Raw genomic sequence first — 15,111 nt, 5'->3', positions numbered from 1 at the left:
GACGTGACCCGCGACACCGCCCTTCAGATTGCCGACCGCTACTTCCAGTCCGGCGCTTTTCTCGACGACTTGCAGCGGCGCGTCGCGTATCGCACCGAAAGTCAGGAGGCCGATAGCGCCGCGCGGCTCATGGCTTATCTCACCGAGGAACTGACGCCGACGCTCACGATGTGGGGCTTTCGCTGCCGCGTGGTCGAGAATCCTGCGGCTGGCGCGGGGCCGTTTCTGGTCGCGCATCGCCATGAAGGCGACGACCTGCCGACGGTGCTGACCTACGGCCACGGCGATGTCGTGCGCGGCTACGACGCACAATGGCGCGAAGGCTTGTCGCCGTGGAGCGTGACGGTCGACGGCGACCGCTGGTACGGCCGCGGCACCGCCGACAACAAAGGGCAGCACAGCATCAACCTCGCCGCGTTGAAGGCGGTGCTCGACGCGCGCGGCGGCAAGCTCGGCTTCAATCTGAAGCTGCTCTTCGAGACCGGCGAGGAAGTCGGCTCGCCCGGCCTTTCCGCCATTTCCGAGCAGTTGCGCGACGAACTCGCCGCCGACGCGCTGATCGCCTCCGACGGACCGCGCCTCGCCGCCGACCGCCCAACCTTGTTTCTGGGCTCGCGCGGCGTCATCAATTTCCGGCTCGACGTTAAGCTGCGCGACGGCGCGCATCACTCGGGCAACTGGGGCGGCCTGCTGCGCAATCCGGGCATCGTGCTGGCCAACGCGATCGCGACGATGGTCGACGAAAACGGCAAGATTCTGATCGAAGGTTTGCGCCCGCCGCCGATTCCCGATTCGGTGGTTCGCGCGCTCGCGGACATTACCGTCGGCGGCAATCCGGGCGAACCGGAAGTGGACGCCGATTACGGCGAGCCGGGACTCACGCCCGCGGAGCGCGTGTTCGGCTGGAACAACATCGAAGTGCTGGCCTTTCGCACGGGTAATCCCGACAAGCCGGTGAACGCCATTCCCGCGACCGCGTTCGCGCATATGCAGATCCGCTTCGTGGTCGGCACGGACTGGCGCAATCTGCAGCAGATCGTGCGCGATCACCTCGATGCGCACGGCTTCCCGATGGTCGATGTCGAAGTGGAGCGCGGCATGCCCGCGACGCGCGTCGATCCGGACAATCCGTGGGTCAAGTGGGCGCTGCGCTCGCTCACGCAAACCACGGGCACGCGGCCCGTGCTGTTGCCGAATCTCGGCGGCACGCTCCCGAACGACGTCTTCGCCGATGTGCTCGGCATGCCGACGCTGTGGGTGCCGCATTCGTATCCCGGCTGCTCGCAGCACGCGCCGGACGAGCACTTGCTCGGGTCGGTCGCGAGCGAAGGGCTGCGCATCATGGCGGGCCTCTTCTGGGATCTCGGCACGCGCGAAGGCGATGCCGCCAACGGCAATCCGGCCGACCATCTGCCGCGCAAGACGAACGGAGGGCTTCGCCATGAGTGATTCCGCCACCATTTCGACGGCGCCCAAAGCGCACGGCAAGGAGCGCAGCGTCGCACGCCTGATCGTCGCGACGTCGATCGGCAACGCGCTCGAGTTCTACGATCTCGTCGTATACGGCTATTTCGCCGGGACGTTGTCGAAGCTCTTTTTCCCGACGCACGATCACACCGTCTCGCTCTTGCTCACGCTCGGCACGTTCGCGCTCTCGTATCTCGCGCGGCCGGTCGGCGCGCTCGTGCTCGGCTCGTACAGCGACCGCCGCGGACGCAAGGCTTCGCTCACGCTCTCCATCGCGATGATGACGCTCGGCACCGCCATGGTCGCGCTGATGCCGACTTACGCGACCATCGGGCTCGCCGCGCCGGTGCTGATCTTCGTCTCGCGGCTGTTGCAGGGCTTTTCGGCCGGCGGCGAGTTCGGCAGCTCGACGGCGTTTCTGGTCGAGCACGCGCCCGAGCGCAGCGGCTTCATGTCGAGCTGGCAGTTTTCGAGTCAGGGCGCGAGCACGCTCCTCGCGTCGCTGTTCGGCGCGGTGCTGACCGGCTCGCTGACGCCCGCGCAGCTCGAAGGCTGGGGCTGGCGCATTCCGTTTCTCTTCGGTGTGCTGATCGGACCGATCGGGCTTTATATCCGGCGACGCATCGACGAAACGCCCGAGTTCGAGCACGCGGAGAAAGTCGCGTCGCCCGTGCGCGAACTGCTCGCGACGCAGAAGGAGCGCCTGCTTGTGTCGATCGGATCGCTCGTGCTGACGACGACCGCCAACTACATGCTGCTCTACATGCCGACGTATGCCGCGCGGCAGTTGGGACTCGCGCCCTCCTCCGGCTTCATCGCGACCTTGACGGCCGGTTTCATCATGATGGTGCTCGTACCGGTGGTCGGGCATCTCTCGGACAAGTACGGGCGCACGCGCATCATGCTGATTACCGGCGTGATCTTCTTCCTGACCGTCTATCCGGCCTTCATGTTCATGAACGCGCATCCGTCGCTGCCGACGCTGCTCGCCGCCGTGATTTGGGTCGCGCTTCTCAAGGCGACGTACTTCGCGCCGATTCCTGCGCTGATGTCCGAGCTTTTCCCGACCGCCACGCGCACGACCGGCATGGCGTTCGGCTACAACATCGGCACCACTGTGTTCGGCGGCTTTACGCCGCTGGCGGTGGCGTCGCTCATCGCGTTGACGCATAACAATCTCGCGCCGGGACTGTATCTGATGATCGCGGCGGTCGTGAGTCTCTTCACGCTTGTCTGGGCGCGAAAGCGCCTGGATGTGCGTTGAACGTTTCGAATTCAGCCAGGAAGTTCTCACATGAATGAAGCATTGCAGCGTGCGATCCAGTTTTCCGTCGATCACGAATCGACTTGGGATCGGCAAGTACACGGCAACTGGGGCGTGCACGTCAACGATCCGCCGCCGTGGAATCGGCTGCTCGGGCCGGTGCATGATCGCGGGCCGGTTTCGGGCGCGCTTGCCGTCGATGGTCGCGTGATCACGACGTGGGGCGAGCCGGACCGCGCGGACCTGACGTTCAGCATCGCGAAGACGTATCTCGCGCTGCTCGCGGGCGTCGCGCATGATCGCGGGTTGTTGCCGGATCCGGACGAAGCGGTGCGCGTGCGTGTACCGGGCATCGGCTTCGACGATCCGCATAATGCGCCGATCACGTGGACGCATCTGCTTCAGCAAACGAGCGAATGGCAGGGCGAGTGCTTCGGGCTTTCGGATCAGGCCGACCACTACCGCGCGGTCACGTTCGGCGAGCCGCCCACAGGCAAGAAGGGCGAGTTGCGGCCGTTGCGCACGCCCGGCACGTACTGGGAATACAACGACGTTCGCATCAATCAGCTTTCGCTCGCGCTGCTGCATCTGTTCCGGGAGCCGCTGCCCGACGTTTTCCGCGATGCTATCGCGCGGCCGCTGGGTTTGAGCGACAACTGGAACTGGGCGGGCTATGACCACGCGTGGGTCGAAATCGATGGCAAGCGCATGCAGTCCGTGCCGGGCGGCACTCATTGGGGCGGCGGGATGTCGATCAGCGCGAACGATCAATTGAAGGTTGCGCAGATGCTGCTGGATGACGGCGTGCGCGATGGCAAGCATGTGCTCTCATCCGAGTGGATCGCGCGGATGCGCGCGCCCTGCCCGCTTGCATCGTTCTATGGCTACCTCGTCTGGCTGAACACCGGGCGGAAGATGTTTCCGGGGGTGCCGGAGACGAGCTACTTCGGCATCGGCGCGGGAAGTTCGTTCATGTGGATCGAGCCCGAGTCGCGGATCGCGTTGATCGTGCGATGGCTCGACTCGGCGCACGCGGCGGAGTTTTTTGCGTTGATGTTCGAGGCGGTGATGGGGACGCGCGGGGCGGTACAGGGCTAAGGAGCGGCGGGCGGGTCTTTGGTGAGGGCTTTGTAGCGACTGTTGCCCGCACCGCTGTTTGTGTTAGTAAGTACTCTGCCGTTTTGGTGGGTGCGATGCGGAAGGACCGTTAGTTGCGTATTGGTGGTGTTGCGCCAATGCGTTTGAGCCCTCAAGAACGGCTTCGCCTGTTCGTTAACAAGAGGAAGCCAACCAACGACCGACGCATGTCCTCCACTCTTCCTTTTCGCCGCTCGGCTCACGCGACGCACACGCGGCTCTCGAAAGCTCAATTGCTGCCCATCGCTCGCGGCGTGGCAGATGAGCTCGCTCTTCACGCCCATCTCGCACTCGAGACGCTGCGCGCGGGATCGCCGGATATCGGGCCGGCTCAGCATGTGGCCGAAGTCATGCTGCTCGCTAAGTTTCTCGCGGATGCAGGGCATGGCAACTTCCCGGACGAAGCCCTCATCGAAGCCGATCAAACGATTGCGCGCGTGTTCGACGGCGGGCGCGAAGGCGGCTCGTGGTGCATTCGCGCCGATGAAGTCGATCGGCTGGCGGCGATCGTGTCGCTCTACGATCATCAACTGAAACGCGCGACGCTTGGCGCGTTGACTGCGGCGAGCGACCGGCTCGAGCGGTTCAAGGCGGGAGAGCCGTATCAGGGATTGCGGAAGAAGCGGGCTTGAGGGTGAGGGTTCGGGCGCTGGTGGGTGATTAGCGGCGGGCGCCATTGGGGCCGATAATGTATCGTTTGTTACGATACGGCGGGGTCGGGCCTGGAAAGGGGCAAATTCTTCTAATGTAACGGCTTGTTTTCGCCGCCGTTAGCGGCGCGGCGGACTCGACGCGTGAAACAAGTTTAGCAAGTCTTCGGAAGGCATTGATTCTTCGCTGTTTTCCGAGGTGGATGACGGTTGTATAGTGTTCCACGGCTGTCGATACGACCGTCACTGCGCGTCCAAGTGAAGCGCTCAATGGACTGCTTGTTGTAAGAGTCGTGCCGCCACGCGACGCGCATGAAGTGAGCGCTGTAGCCGGCAATGCACGCGCCGAACGTCGCTGACTTGTTCCCGACAGTGCGTCTGGCGCACTCTGCCCTTGCTATCGGTGTGATTCGCTATGAGCGTTGTCGGGTGCTTGGAGCGGCTCGAGATGATGCTGTACGACGTTGCACCATTGACGCGCCGGCTCGAACCCCGCCCGCATGCGGCAGTCGCGCTGCCCCGATTCACATACTGATTAGTCCGAAAGCCCAACTTCCGGCCAACGGAAATGCGGCCCATCTCCGCAGCCCCTCCGCTGGTTCGCTCGCCGTTTGGCCCATCGAACGTCGGAACGCTCGGAGCAACGCGAAGCGGGCCCGACGGTTCCGATGCGGCAAATTGTAGGCGCCGCTTGTCTCCAAAGTTTGACGCGATCCGCTAGATTCCCCTCGATGATTGCAAGCCGTCCCGCTGCGCGGACGATGTGGAGGGCGGTTGGTACACCGCGAGCGCCTCACCGCCGCGCCGGCTTTACTTGGAACACAGCCGCTTGCCTTCGCCCATCAACTTCGCCCTGATGGCTGGCGTCGCCCCGCACTGCTCGCAGGACTTTACCCGCGTCTGCTAGTTGGCAGGCTGTGTCTAAGCCTTGATTGTTGCGACGAACCTCAATGGTAGAAGCGCCAACATACGTGGTCTGCTACGAATGGTGAGGCTCATAAACGGTTGCTACCCCGTCGAACTCCAGTTAGGCCAGCGATCTAGTCACGTAACCACCGCGTTCCCACTTCACAGGCTGACGTCGATGGCACTATGGACACGTGGGCACTCCCGGCAACGGTCACCTAAACTTTAACTACGAGGGAGGGTTACCTGCATTCGATCGTTCACATGACTACCGATCCAACGCTGTTGGACCGGGACCGTCCTAATGACAGCCCTTTAAACGCAAGAAATGCCACGCTAGTGGCGATTGCGCTCGAGGGCGGATAAAGTGAATGCGAGCTTTTCCGCGACGTCGTAATGCGGTTTTCGCTGCGGTGCCAAGCCACAAACGGCTGAGAGTCACGGTCGGACGGATGAAGGTCTGCCAGGCCCGGAACGCTGTGAGGATGGCAACTCACAGTCGTGTGTAACTTGGCTCACAGCCGCTTCATGAGCGGCTAATCGAAGCTCTTGGATTCGCTAGTACGTCTTGGACGGTGTCCGAATTCGGACACTTGTGGTTCGCTGGTCAGGCGCGTATCAGCGAGCGGGGGATCGGCGACACGCATCAGAGATGGTTGCGATTGAGGCACACCCAGCCGTTAATCCGAAGCTCTCGGATTGGCTTGTACATCTTGGACGGTGTCCGAATTCGGACACTTGTGGTTCGCTGATCGGGCGCGCGTTAGCGAGCGAGGGTTCGCCGATATGCGCTCGAAACGGTTGCGAATAAAGGCACGCCCAGCCGTTGATTTCTGCGCGTCATATTGAGGCACCGGGTCCGTTCTCTCGCTACTTCGCATCGGGCCACGCAATTGGCACCTCCTGCTCGTCGCCGCCGATCGACTTCTGAACACGAGTCGATCGACACCAACCACTGACACTCCGGCGGCCATCAGAACTCACGTTAGCAATCCCCGTTTGCAAGCACCTGCGTTGCGGCAGGCCGCAGCGTGGGGCTGCTTGCCGCACGGATGCATGCGAGTGCGCGAACCGTGGCACCGCCCCTGTTGCGCCTTTAGTCGCGCCAGGCTTTTCGGCCCGCTAACCCGCTGCCGGCTTTGGCTGCGCCAAGAGCGGAATAGCCGGCGCGGGAAGATTCATAGCTGATAGTGCCCAAATTCGGACACGAAGCAACCGGAAGCAGAGCAGCCTCCGCCGTTCGGAAGCGCGTAGCAATACGCAATCAGCTACGGCGCCACAAACTGCCGACTCCCGGCGCCACCTTGAATTGTGTCCGAATTCGGACACTCCACTACGGGCTCACTTGCCAGCTTTTCAGAATAAGACAGCCCACGCAACGTCGCGGCGCTTGCCGCCCCGACGCACCGGTTACATCAGCACGCGGATCGCGCCACCGGAAAACGGGTCAACGAAGAGTGCCCGGCACAGCCGAAAAAAAAGCCCGCGTCGCGGGCCAATCGATTCATTCCGATCTGATAGAGAACATCTTCCCTATATGTTCTCTCAGCTGGTTTTCCTGCTCTTCAGTGACCACGCCTGCTTTAAACTTGAACGTCAAACCTTTAACATCCTTCGTGATACTCCCGGCCTGCACCTTCCCGGCAAATATCTTCAGAATACTGCGCCCTCCGGCGTCCGTAGTCGCACCACCGCGACTGACATGCGCGCCCAAACTCGCGGCGAGCTTCGTCTGCACAAGGTCGCCCGACAAGACCTGAGGCCACAGTTCCTGCAACGCCTTCAATCCAGCGTCCCCCGACTTCTTCAAAGCATTCGCAACGTCCTGTGCCGACGACGCTCCCAAAACAGAAGGCGTCAAATCCAGATCGCGCTTCACAAAATCAGGCAGCGCGTCGAAAGCCAAGAACCTGTAGAGATCGCTGCGCGAGATCCCCATCGCCTCAGCCAATCGCGTCCGATTAGGAAACTCCGCTTCCGCACGTCTGATAGCAATGGCAATCTCATAGTCCGACAGATCGTCGCGCGTGACGTTTTCCATCAACGCAAGCGCCGCCATGTCCTGATCCGAGCAATCAATCACAACCGCCCGTATCGTCTCCTTATTGATAAGCTTGTGCGCGCGCAGTCGACGCTCGCCGGCTACCAACTGGAACGACTCTCCGATCCGTCGGACGGTAACCGCTTGCAGCAACCCGACTTCATCGATGGAGCGAGCCAGTTCCGACAGCTTGCTCTCGTTGAACTGACGACGCGGTTGCCACGGATTCGGCACGATCGCGTCCAGGGGAATCTCCGTCTCGACGCCCTTTGACTCCAACTCCTGAATCCGCAGCTGCGCCGCCGCAAGCGCGCTCGTGATGCCCGGCATCGTCTGCGGACCGCGGGCGTTGCGATCCTTCTTCGCCTCGCCCTTGAAGTCGGCCGGCTTCGGAAGGTTGGCCGTCTTGGCCATGAGTTGTTCTCTGATGTTGTTACTCACGCCGCCTCCTTCCAGGATTTAACGAACATATCGTCAAGCCACTTCGCGTACTGCATCATCGGCTGCCGAACCCGTTGCAACGACTTCGCCGTCGAGTGCGTGCTGACTACATCCAGCGCAGTGGAGAACGACAACGCACCGCCACTCATCACAGAGCTTGCCGGAATCTCGAAGGGATCAAGCCAGCGTCCATATGCGCTCTGCGCCCATTGCCGGACCACCGGCGCCGACGATGTCTTACCGTAGTCGACCTTCGACAGCAGGATTGAAATAAAGTCGTACACCTTGTCTTCCTCGTACGGCAAGAAGTCTTCAGCGACATCGGAAAAAAGCCGCCAGAATGCCAACGAGCTGATGAAGTCGAGATTCTCGGGAATCATCGGCATGACGAGCGCGTCCGCGGCCAGCAACGCGTTGAGGTTCATGTACGACAGCGAGGGCGACGTATCGATCAGAATGTAGTCGTACTGCGCCCGCAGCGGCTCGAGGCCTTCCCGCAGCACAGCCCAGAACCGATAGCCCTGAATCGTCTTCTGGCGTGCCGGAAGTAGGAACTCCGCTCCGTACAAGAATGTGTGGCCGGGGATGATGTCGAGGCCATCCCAGTAAGTCGACTGAACGCTCGCGCCCAGCCCGCCCTCCACGTTCTGGTCATAGATATAAGGCAGCACCGTGTCGTCCCCCGAGATTTCCTTCTCGGCATAGAGTCCACACAACTCCGACGCCGACGCCTGCGGATCAAGATCGATCAGCAAGACTTTTCGACCCAGCAGCGTCAGCGCTTGTGCGAGGCAGACCGTTGTCGTAGTCTTTGCCGAGCCGCCCTTCAACTGAGCCGTGGTAAGCACCTTGCCGCGGAACGTGCCGTCGGCATCGTCGAGCCGCGTCTGATAGATATCGGACGCCATCTTCACCCACAGACGAACCTCGGGTAGCGTGAACGTGCGGCTGCGTCCGTTCCCGTTGAGCGTGCCGCTCGGCAGACCGCCTTCGCCCTTGGTCACAAGATATTGAATCTGCTGGCGAGTGAGATTGCACATCTCGGCGAGCTCGCTGATGGTATAGAAGGGCGCAGTCTTGCGCGGGCGCGGCGCGAGAATCTGCTCGCGAAGGTTGTCCGAAAACGGTTCGAGGTTGTCCGCAAACTCCGCGACTTCCCGGAGCGACACCTTGCGATCTTCCATTGGTAAGCTACCTACGTTGGCCATTCTGCGCTTTCTCCCTGTATTGACGCTGAAGCGCAGAATACACGAATATGCGTAAACAGGCTTGCAAAGCGGTGAAATTTCGCAGTTTCTTGTGGCGAAAGGGGCCTGAAGCGTGGTGTTTCGGCTCTTGAATTGCCGACCTCACCATCTAAGAGCCAACGTTTAAAACGCGTTATTGCCACGCGGAAACGCGTCCCGCACAAAAACCGTCCCGGAGGTGGTTTTTGTGTTTAGCCAAATGCTCGGCAAATCAACGACTTAGCGATAGCGAATAGCCAATCGGCCGCCGTGCAATCTTGGTTTGTTCCGCTTTTTTGTAAACCCTGACCCACAAACCCACTAACAGCGCGGCAAAAATCCTTTCTAATCAATGCCCGCCCCTGTGAATAGGGACGGTTTTTGTGAAGCGCGGGGCGGTTTTTGTGCGGGCTGAGTCGCAAACTGGGCGGCTGGAGACGGTTTTTGTGTGCATCGGGGCGGAATTTGGGCAGCGCGCGCTTTTTGCGGGGCGGTTTTTGTGCAATCCGACGGGATGAAACCGGGGCGGTTTTTGTGTTGACACGCTTTTCGCGCCTGTTAGAGTGCCGGGACAGTAGCCGAACCGAAGAATGGACAATCAAGATTTCACCGTCACCCCTCAGCAACTCGCGCTGGACATCTACGAAGATATGTCCGGACAAGGCGCGGCTATTTGCGAGGCGACGCGCGACATCGGTTTTCTGCGCAACAACATCTTTACGCGCGTCGGCGGCCTCGGGATCGCGGCGCGGCGCGTGCTCGACGCCGCGTATTTCATCGTCGCGACAAAAGCGCCCGACGAACTGATCGACGACAAGGTCTACACCTTCACCGCAGACGTGAACTACTTCAAGTGGCTGATGCGTTACGACAGCCGCAATCACAGTCACCTGATCGCGCAAATGAGAGCGGCCGCGCGCGCGCGCGTCGAAATCATGACGGCGCCGTCCATCGAGGAACTGACGGAAAAGGACTCGTGGGGCACCATCAGTTTGCTGGGTGACTGCTACATCGAGCGGAACGTTGTCTGCGTGCTGCTTTCAGGGCGCGTCATCAAGTATCTGATCAGCCCCTACAAGGCCCACTGGTTGAGCCTGCGCGCCTCGACGGCCTTTTCGCTGTCGCTCGCGCGTGCGATCTATGACCGGCTGATCCCGTGCGAAGGTCACGGCGTGACCGAATGGTTCCCGTTCGAAGAGGTGCTCGAATGGCCGGGCAAGGTGGGCGAGTCGCGCAAGGAAGTGAAGGAATTCAAGAAGCGGTTCCTGGAGCCGGCTATCGACCAACTCAATGAAGTCTCGGACTTCGACGTGAGTTGGGAAGCCAACGCCGACCGCGCCACGCGCGACAAACTCAAGATTCGCTTTCGCTTCACGAAGAAGCAGGGCGCGGATGCGGCGCGGGCTGGCATCGCCGACGAGATGTACCTGCTTCTGCACAACGAATTCGCGTTCGACACGCCGGACTTCGAGCGCCTCGCCAAGCGCCGCGATGTGTGGACGGACGAGCGTCTCGAACAGGCGATCGAGTACACGCGCTTCAAGCTGAACGAAGGCAAGGTCACCGTGAGCCCGCGCGGCTATCTCTTCAAGGCGCTGGAAGGCAACTATCGTATCGGCGATGCCGACCGCAAGATGGCCGCGATCAAGGCCCGGCAACTCGAAGAAGAGAAGAAAGGCCGGCGCGAGCGCGACGCCGCGCAGGCGCAACTCGAAGCGACCATTCAGGCGCAGAACGATTCCGCGAAAGCGAAGATCAGCGAAGAAATCAGGGCAGGGCGGGAGTTCTTCGAGTCCGCGGATGCGCAGTCACGCAAGGAGCTGTGCCATTCGTTCGTCAGCCAGCTGATTCCGCAACGGCTCATCGAGAAACAAGGCCTGTCGCGCGAATCGTTGAGCGCGGACAACATCCTGACGGTCAATCGCGTCGTCGCCGATGCGTTCTGCTCGCACGTGTACGTCAAGATGAAGAAGGCGCGGTCGAACTGACTCGCCGCGCCGGCTTCATTCTGTCGGCGGTGCCGGGTCGCTCAGCGGCTTCTGGCACGCCGCAAGCGCAGCGCCGAGCGCAAGCATGGCCGCCGAGTAGACGAGACCGCGACTGAGCCCGCCGCTGTCCGAAATGCGCCCGATTACCGTGGGACCGACGATCTGCCCGACCGCGAAGACGATCGTGAACGCGTTGATGCCGCTCGCCCATTGGCTCGCAGCAAGGTTGTGCCGGACGAAGGCCGTCGTCGACGCCACGGCGGATAAGAACGTCGCGCCGAACAGCAGACCCGATGCGAACGCGGCCACCGGATGCGCGAGCAGGGCGGGGACGAGCGTCGCCACGGCAAGCAGCGCGTTGAGCAACGCGAGCGCCTGACCGCCGCGCACCCGGTCGAGCAGTCCCGACCACACGCGCGCCGAGACGACCGTCGCCAAGCCGAGCACCACGTAAAAGCCGCTGACGACGGTCGCGGTCATGCCCGCCGTGCGCAACAACGCGACGATGAACGTCATGTACCCGATATAGCCGACGCCGAAGCACCCATATCCCGCGAGCGCGAGGATATAGCGCCTGTGCCGCACCGGCCGATGCGCCGCGACTGGCGCTCCGCGTGGTGCCATCGGTGGCGCAGATGCGGAGTCGATACGCCGCGCGGCCCAGACTGCGGCGATTCCGCAGAGCGCGCACGCTGCCGCGAGCGCGAACCAGGCGTAGCGCCAGCCGTGCGTATCGGACGATATCGTCAGCGGGACGAGTATCGACGAAACCGCGATGCCCCAACCCGTGCCGCCGTAATACAAGCCGATGATGAGCCCCGAATCGCGAGGCGAAAGCGACGCGAGGCGGGCCGCCAGCACCCCGCCGCTCACGAAGACGAGCGCGCTCGCGGCGCCGGTCACGACCCGCAGCAGAAGCAGCCCGTTGGTCTGCGTGACCGCGCCGCTCAATGCCATCAACACCGCCGTCGCGAAACAGCCGGCGACGAAGAGCGTTCGCGGCGCGGGCCGTTGCGACAGCCGCCAGAACGCAAACGCGCCGAGCAGATAGCCGAGCGCGTTGGCCGTGTTCATCGCGCCGGCCTGCGCGAAGTTCCATCCGAGGTCGAGCTTCATCGGAGGCAGAAGCAAGGCATAGGCGAAGCGTGCGAACCCGAGCGCGATCGCGCTGCCGAGCGACAAGGCGACGGCGAGCCGCCGCGCGTGCGAACGGCTTGTCGATGCGCTCGCGAGCTGCGGCTGCGCTCGAGGTCCTGCGCCGCTGTCGAAAGTCTCTGGATTTCGCACGCTCGTCGCTTCTCCGGCTCGCTTGAATCGCTGATGGTGCGGCTTATGGTAGCGCGTCGAGCTCGCCTGTACCGTTCGCTACGCCGTCCATCGTCGAGATCACGCGATGAGAAGTTACATCGGATGCGCGGCGACGAAATTCTTGAACGCCGCATACACCGGCTTTTGGGTGACGCCGTCGTTCATCAAGAGACCGTAGTTGCCTTCGCCGCCGACCGGATCGTCGTAGAGCTCGTAGACCTGGATCGCCTGAAGGTTGTAGCGCGACGCCACCGCGACGAACTGCGCCATCATCGTGTTGCCGACCATGTACGACGCGATCTGCGCGTCCGAGCCGTAGGACGGGCGCACGCCGAACTCGGTCAGCCAGATGGGCTTGCCGAACGCCTGCAATGCGGCGAGCACGTCGTGGCAGCCGGTGCCGCCGCACGCGCGCGTGATGTCGCCCTGCTCGGAATACCAATGCCAGCCGGTGATGTCCCACGTGACTTTCGGATGCCCCGCCGTGCCGTCCGGCTGCGTGCCGTTCCAGAGCATGTCGTCGAAGCCGTAGTGCAGCCACGTATCGCCGCCGATGATGATCTTGCCGTTCGTATCGACCGATTTGATGCCGGCGATCATGCCGCGTATCACGCCGCGCGCCTTCTGGAAGAGCGCATTGTCGAACTGTTGCGGATAGACGCCGTCCACGTTGCCGACCAGCGTCATCGCGCCCAGTTCGTTCGACACCTCGTAGTACGGGTACCGATACGACGTCGCCGTCTGCTGGCCGAGCGCAAAGCCCGCGCTGTACGCGTCCGTCTCGCTGTTGAACGTGCGCGGGTCGGACAACAGCACCGGAAACACCGTCACGCCGCCGGCGGCCATCGACCTTGCGATGCCCGCCAGCTTCGTGGCCGTGGCCTGGCTATACACCTCGTTGCGGTACAGCTTCGCGCCGAGATCCTGCAATTGCGAAAGCTGGCGCGCGGGAGTCGAGATGTCGTAGGCGCCGCCTTCGTTGTTGTGGCCATTGGCGCCATAGAAGATCGATGCAGACGCATTGACCGGCGCGGGTGCGCTTACCGGCGTGCTCGCGCTCGATCCTGTCGAGTTGTTCAGGCTAACGGGCGCCGCGTTGCTTGGCGTCGCCGTGCTGTTCGCCGAAGTGCTCGCCGCGGTAGCCGCCGTGGAATTCGCTGCGGACTGCGTGGTGGTTGTGCTGCTTGGATACGCGACGGCAGCGCCGCTTCCCGAGTACGAAGCCGATGAAGCCGCGGAAGCCGCATCGCTGCCCGGATTGCTGACGGCGGTGCCGGTGGCGGCGCTTTTCGCTGCACCCGCCGTGCCGTCGGCTCCGCCGCCGCCGCCGCACGCCGTCAGGAGCGCGGTGATCGCCAGCGCTACGGCGAACAGGGCGCACGGGCGCGCCTGGAAAAGAGCGCGTGCATTCGAGTTGATCGTCATCATGATGTCACTTAGGAATGCTGATCGAGGCCGCGATCGCCCAACGCGAAAGCGCGAGCCGAATGTCCAAAAGACAACGGATGGATGAGCGGACCATCGCGCGGCCAGCCCGATCGGCGATGCAAAGGGAAAGTGCGGCGGGATGAGAGACGCTGTCCCGCTTGGTGTTCGGACGTAACTACGGCCGGAAAGGGCGGGACTTTAGGGTCCGGTGTCGTCAAATTTGCGCGGACGGCGCGCACTGAACGAGCCGGGCCGCCAACGTTTGCTTGACCCGGCGGGAAAGCGGAAATATGTGCCGGAAAACTGCGGCCGATACCGCTATCGGCGAGCGCCGGCTACGTTTGTCGACCGTGCGCCCGTCTGCCAAAGCGGCGATGCTTATTGACGGCTCGCCGAAGCCGCCGGAGCGGGATCGGCCGCCGCGGCGGTTGTGGTTGCTGTTCCGGCGGCGGAGGCTGTCTGCGACGGCAATGCCGGCAATCCGGGCGGCGGGCCGCTGTCGGGCAAGTTGAAGAACGGCATGGAACTCGGGCAGCGGAACGTGGTGAGCAAATCGCTCGTGAGCGGGTTCGCCACGCTGCCGGCCGTCGCGATATCGAGCACGGCCTTGCGGCCCTCGAAGCCGAAGACCACGCGCGTGCGGCCCGGCGTCGCCGTCGGCACGACTTCGCCAAGACGCATCAGGCGCATGAGCGCCCACGGGCCGTCGGCTGCGATCGTCGATGTATCGGCGCGGATGCGCGGGCTCGCTGTCAGTTCCGCATGGACGCCGCCGCGCGGGCCGGGCCAGCTGATGCGCGTTGGCGCGACGGGGCCGTGCTGGTAGAGCGCGTTCTGACCGTCAATGTCGATGGAGAGGCTCAGGATCGTCGGGTCGAGTTCAGCGATGCGGAGGTCGGCTTTCCAGGGCGCAGCGTCATTCAGCGTCGCATTCCGTGTGCAGCGCGACGCGCAACGCGCGAGTACGTCCCTTGCTAACGACTCCGATACCGACGCCCCAAGGAGCCCCCATGTCCGACCCGACCCAACCCCAAAGACCTACCCCCGAGCAAACCGAAATCGCGAGCGGCACGCCGCCCGCGCGCACGCCGGAGACGCTGCCTGACAACACCGATCTCCAGCCGGACCAGAACCCCGTGCGCGGCACGCCCGACATTTCGAAGCCCGGCGCGGACGGCTAAAACTCACACGCGATGCGCACCGCGGCCCGGCACAGAGGCGGCCGGGCGCCTGCGCCCATCATCAGCACTCCCGC

Annotated in this window: 10 protein-coding genes and 1 pseudogene; 6 read left to right on the top strand and 5 right to left on the bottom strand. The window is 62.9% G+C overall.

The window, feature by feature from the left end:
• The first annotated feature begins 3 nt into the window (after positions 1 to 3).
• From LDZ24_RS23755 to LDZ24_RS23740, 4 genes are all read left to right on the top strand, one after another.
• Positions 4 to 1,449 carry a M20 family metallopeptidase gene (locus LDZ24_RS23755; RefSeq protein WP_248323652.1) on the top strand — a complete coding sequence of 482 codons (1,446 nt, stop codon included), beginning with the start codon at positions 4 to 6 and terminating at the stop codon, positions 1,447 to 1,449.
• Positions 1,442 to 2,731: an MFS transporter gene (locus LDZ24_RS23750; RefSeq protein ID WP_248323651.1), complete on the top strand. Its 1,290-nt coding sequence runs from the start codon at positions 1,442 to 1,444 to the stop codon at positions 2,729 to 2,731. The genes LDZ24_RS23755 and LDZ24_RS23750 overlap by 8 nt, the downstream gene beginning before the upstream one ends.
• A 30-nt stretch (positions 2,732 to 2,761) precedes the next feature.
• A complete protein-coding gene (locus LDZ24_RS23745) occupies positions 2,762 to 3,829 on the top strand; it encodes a serine hydrolase (RefSeq protein WP_248323650.1) in 1,068 nt (355 codons plus the stop codon).
• A gap of 113 nt (positions 3,830 to 3,942) precedes the next feature.
• Positions 3,943 to 4,500, top strand: coding sequence for a hypothetical protein (locus LDZ24_RS23740; RefSeq protein ID WP_371747476.1), 558 nt, complete (start codon positions 3,943 to 3,945; stop codon positions 4,498 to 4,500).
• 2,428 nt (positions 4,501 to 6,928) lie between these two features.
• Here the strand turns inward: LDZ24_RS23740 and LDZ24_RS23735 are convergent.
• Both LDZ24_RS23735 and LDZ24_RS23730 read right to left on the bottom strand, forming a co-directional pair.
• On the bottom strand, positions 6,929 to 7,906 hold the full coding sequence (locus LDZ24_RS23735; RefSeq protein ID WP_248323649.1) for a ParB/RepB/Spo0J family partition protein: 978 nt from the start codon (positions 7,904 to 7,906) through the stop codon (positions 6,929 to 6,931).
• Positions 7,903 to 9,114, bottom strand: coding sequence for a ParA family protein (locus LDZ24_RS23730; protein WP_244851785.1), 1,212 nt, complete (start codon positions 9,112 to 9,114; stop codon positions 7,903 to 7,905). The genes LDZ24_RS23735 and LDZ24_RS23730 overlap by 4 nt, the downstream gene beginning before the upstream one ends.
• 608 nt (positions 9,115 to 9,722) lie before the next feature.
• Here LDZ24_RS23730 and LDZ24_RS23725 point away from each other — a divergent pair.
• Positions 9,723 to 11,120, top strand: a complete 1,398-nt coding sequence (locus LDZ24_RS23725) for a RepB family plasmid replication initiator protein (protein ID WP_248323648.1) — start codon at positions 9,723 to 9,725, stop codon at positions 11,118 to 11,120.
• A gap of 15 nt (positions 11,121 to 11,135) precedes the next feature.
• On the opposite strand, the gene LDZ24_RS23720 is transcribed toward LDZ24_RS23725, so the two are convergent.
• The 3 genes and pseudogenes from LDZ24_RS23720 to LDZ24_RS23710 form a co-directional block, all read right to left on the bottom strand.
• Positions 11,136 to 12,407, bottom strand: coding sequence for a YbfB/YjiJ family MFS transporter (locus tag LDZ24_RS23720; RefSeq protein ID WP_371747475.1), 1,272 nt, complete (start codon positions 12,405 to 12,407; stop codon positions 11,136 to 11,138).
• A gap of 114 nt (positions 12,408 to 12,521) precedes the next feature.
• Positions 12,522 to 13,436 carry a glycosyl hydrolase gene (locus LDZ24_RS23715; protein ID WP_248324215.1) on the bottom strand — a complete coding sequence of 305 codons (915 nt, stop codon included), beginning with the start codon at positions 13,434 to 13,436 and terminating at the stop codon, positions 12,522 to 12,524.
• Between the two features lie 798 nt (positions 13,437 to 14,234).
• Positions 14,235 to 14,762 (bottom strand): annotated as a pseudogene (locus LDZ24_RS23710) (type VI secretion IcmF C-terminal domain-containing protein); the annotation flags it as partial.
• 104 nt (positions 14,763 to 14,866) lie between these two features.
• Here LDZ24_RS23710 and LDZ24_RS23705 point away from each other — a divergent pair.
• Positions 14,867 to 15,037, top strand: a complete 171-nt coding sequence (locus tag LDZ24_RS23705; RefSeq protein ID WP_248323647.1) for a hypothetical protein — start codon at positions 14,867 to 14,869, stop codon at positions 15,035 to 15,037.
• The last annotated feature ends 74 nt before the right edge of the window (positions 15,038 to 15,111 follow it).

It is taken from the genome of Caballeronia sp. Sq4a, assembly GCF_023170545.1.
Lineage (GTDB): Bacteria > Pseudomonadota > Gammaproteobacteria > Burkholderiales > Burkholderiaceae > Caballeronia.
Note: the sequence above shows the minus strand (reverse complement) of the source record. Positions and strands in the feature narration are given on the sequence as shown.

Coding starts and splice junctions, on each gene's coding strand:
- LDZ24_RS23750 (WP_248323651.1), top strand. CDS start 1,442: ATGAGTGATTCCGCCACCATTTCGACGGCGCCCAAAGCGCACGGCAAG.
- LDZ24_RS23745 (WP_248323650.1), top strand. CDS start 2,762: ATGAATGAAGCATTGCAGCGTGCGATCCAGTTTTCCGTCGATCACGAA.
- LDZ24_RS23730 (WP_244851785.1), bottom strand. CDS start 9,114: ATGGCCAACGTAGGTAGCTTACCAATGGAAGATCGCAAGGTGTCGCTC.
- LDZ24_RS23725 (WP_248323648.1), top strand. CDS start 9,723: ATGGACAATCAAGATTTCACCGTCACCCCTCAGCAACTCGCGCTGGAC.
- LDZ24_RS23705 (WP_248323647.1), top strand. CDS start 14,867: ATGTCCGACCCGACCCAACCCCAAAGACCTACCCCCGAGCAAACCGAA.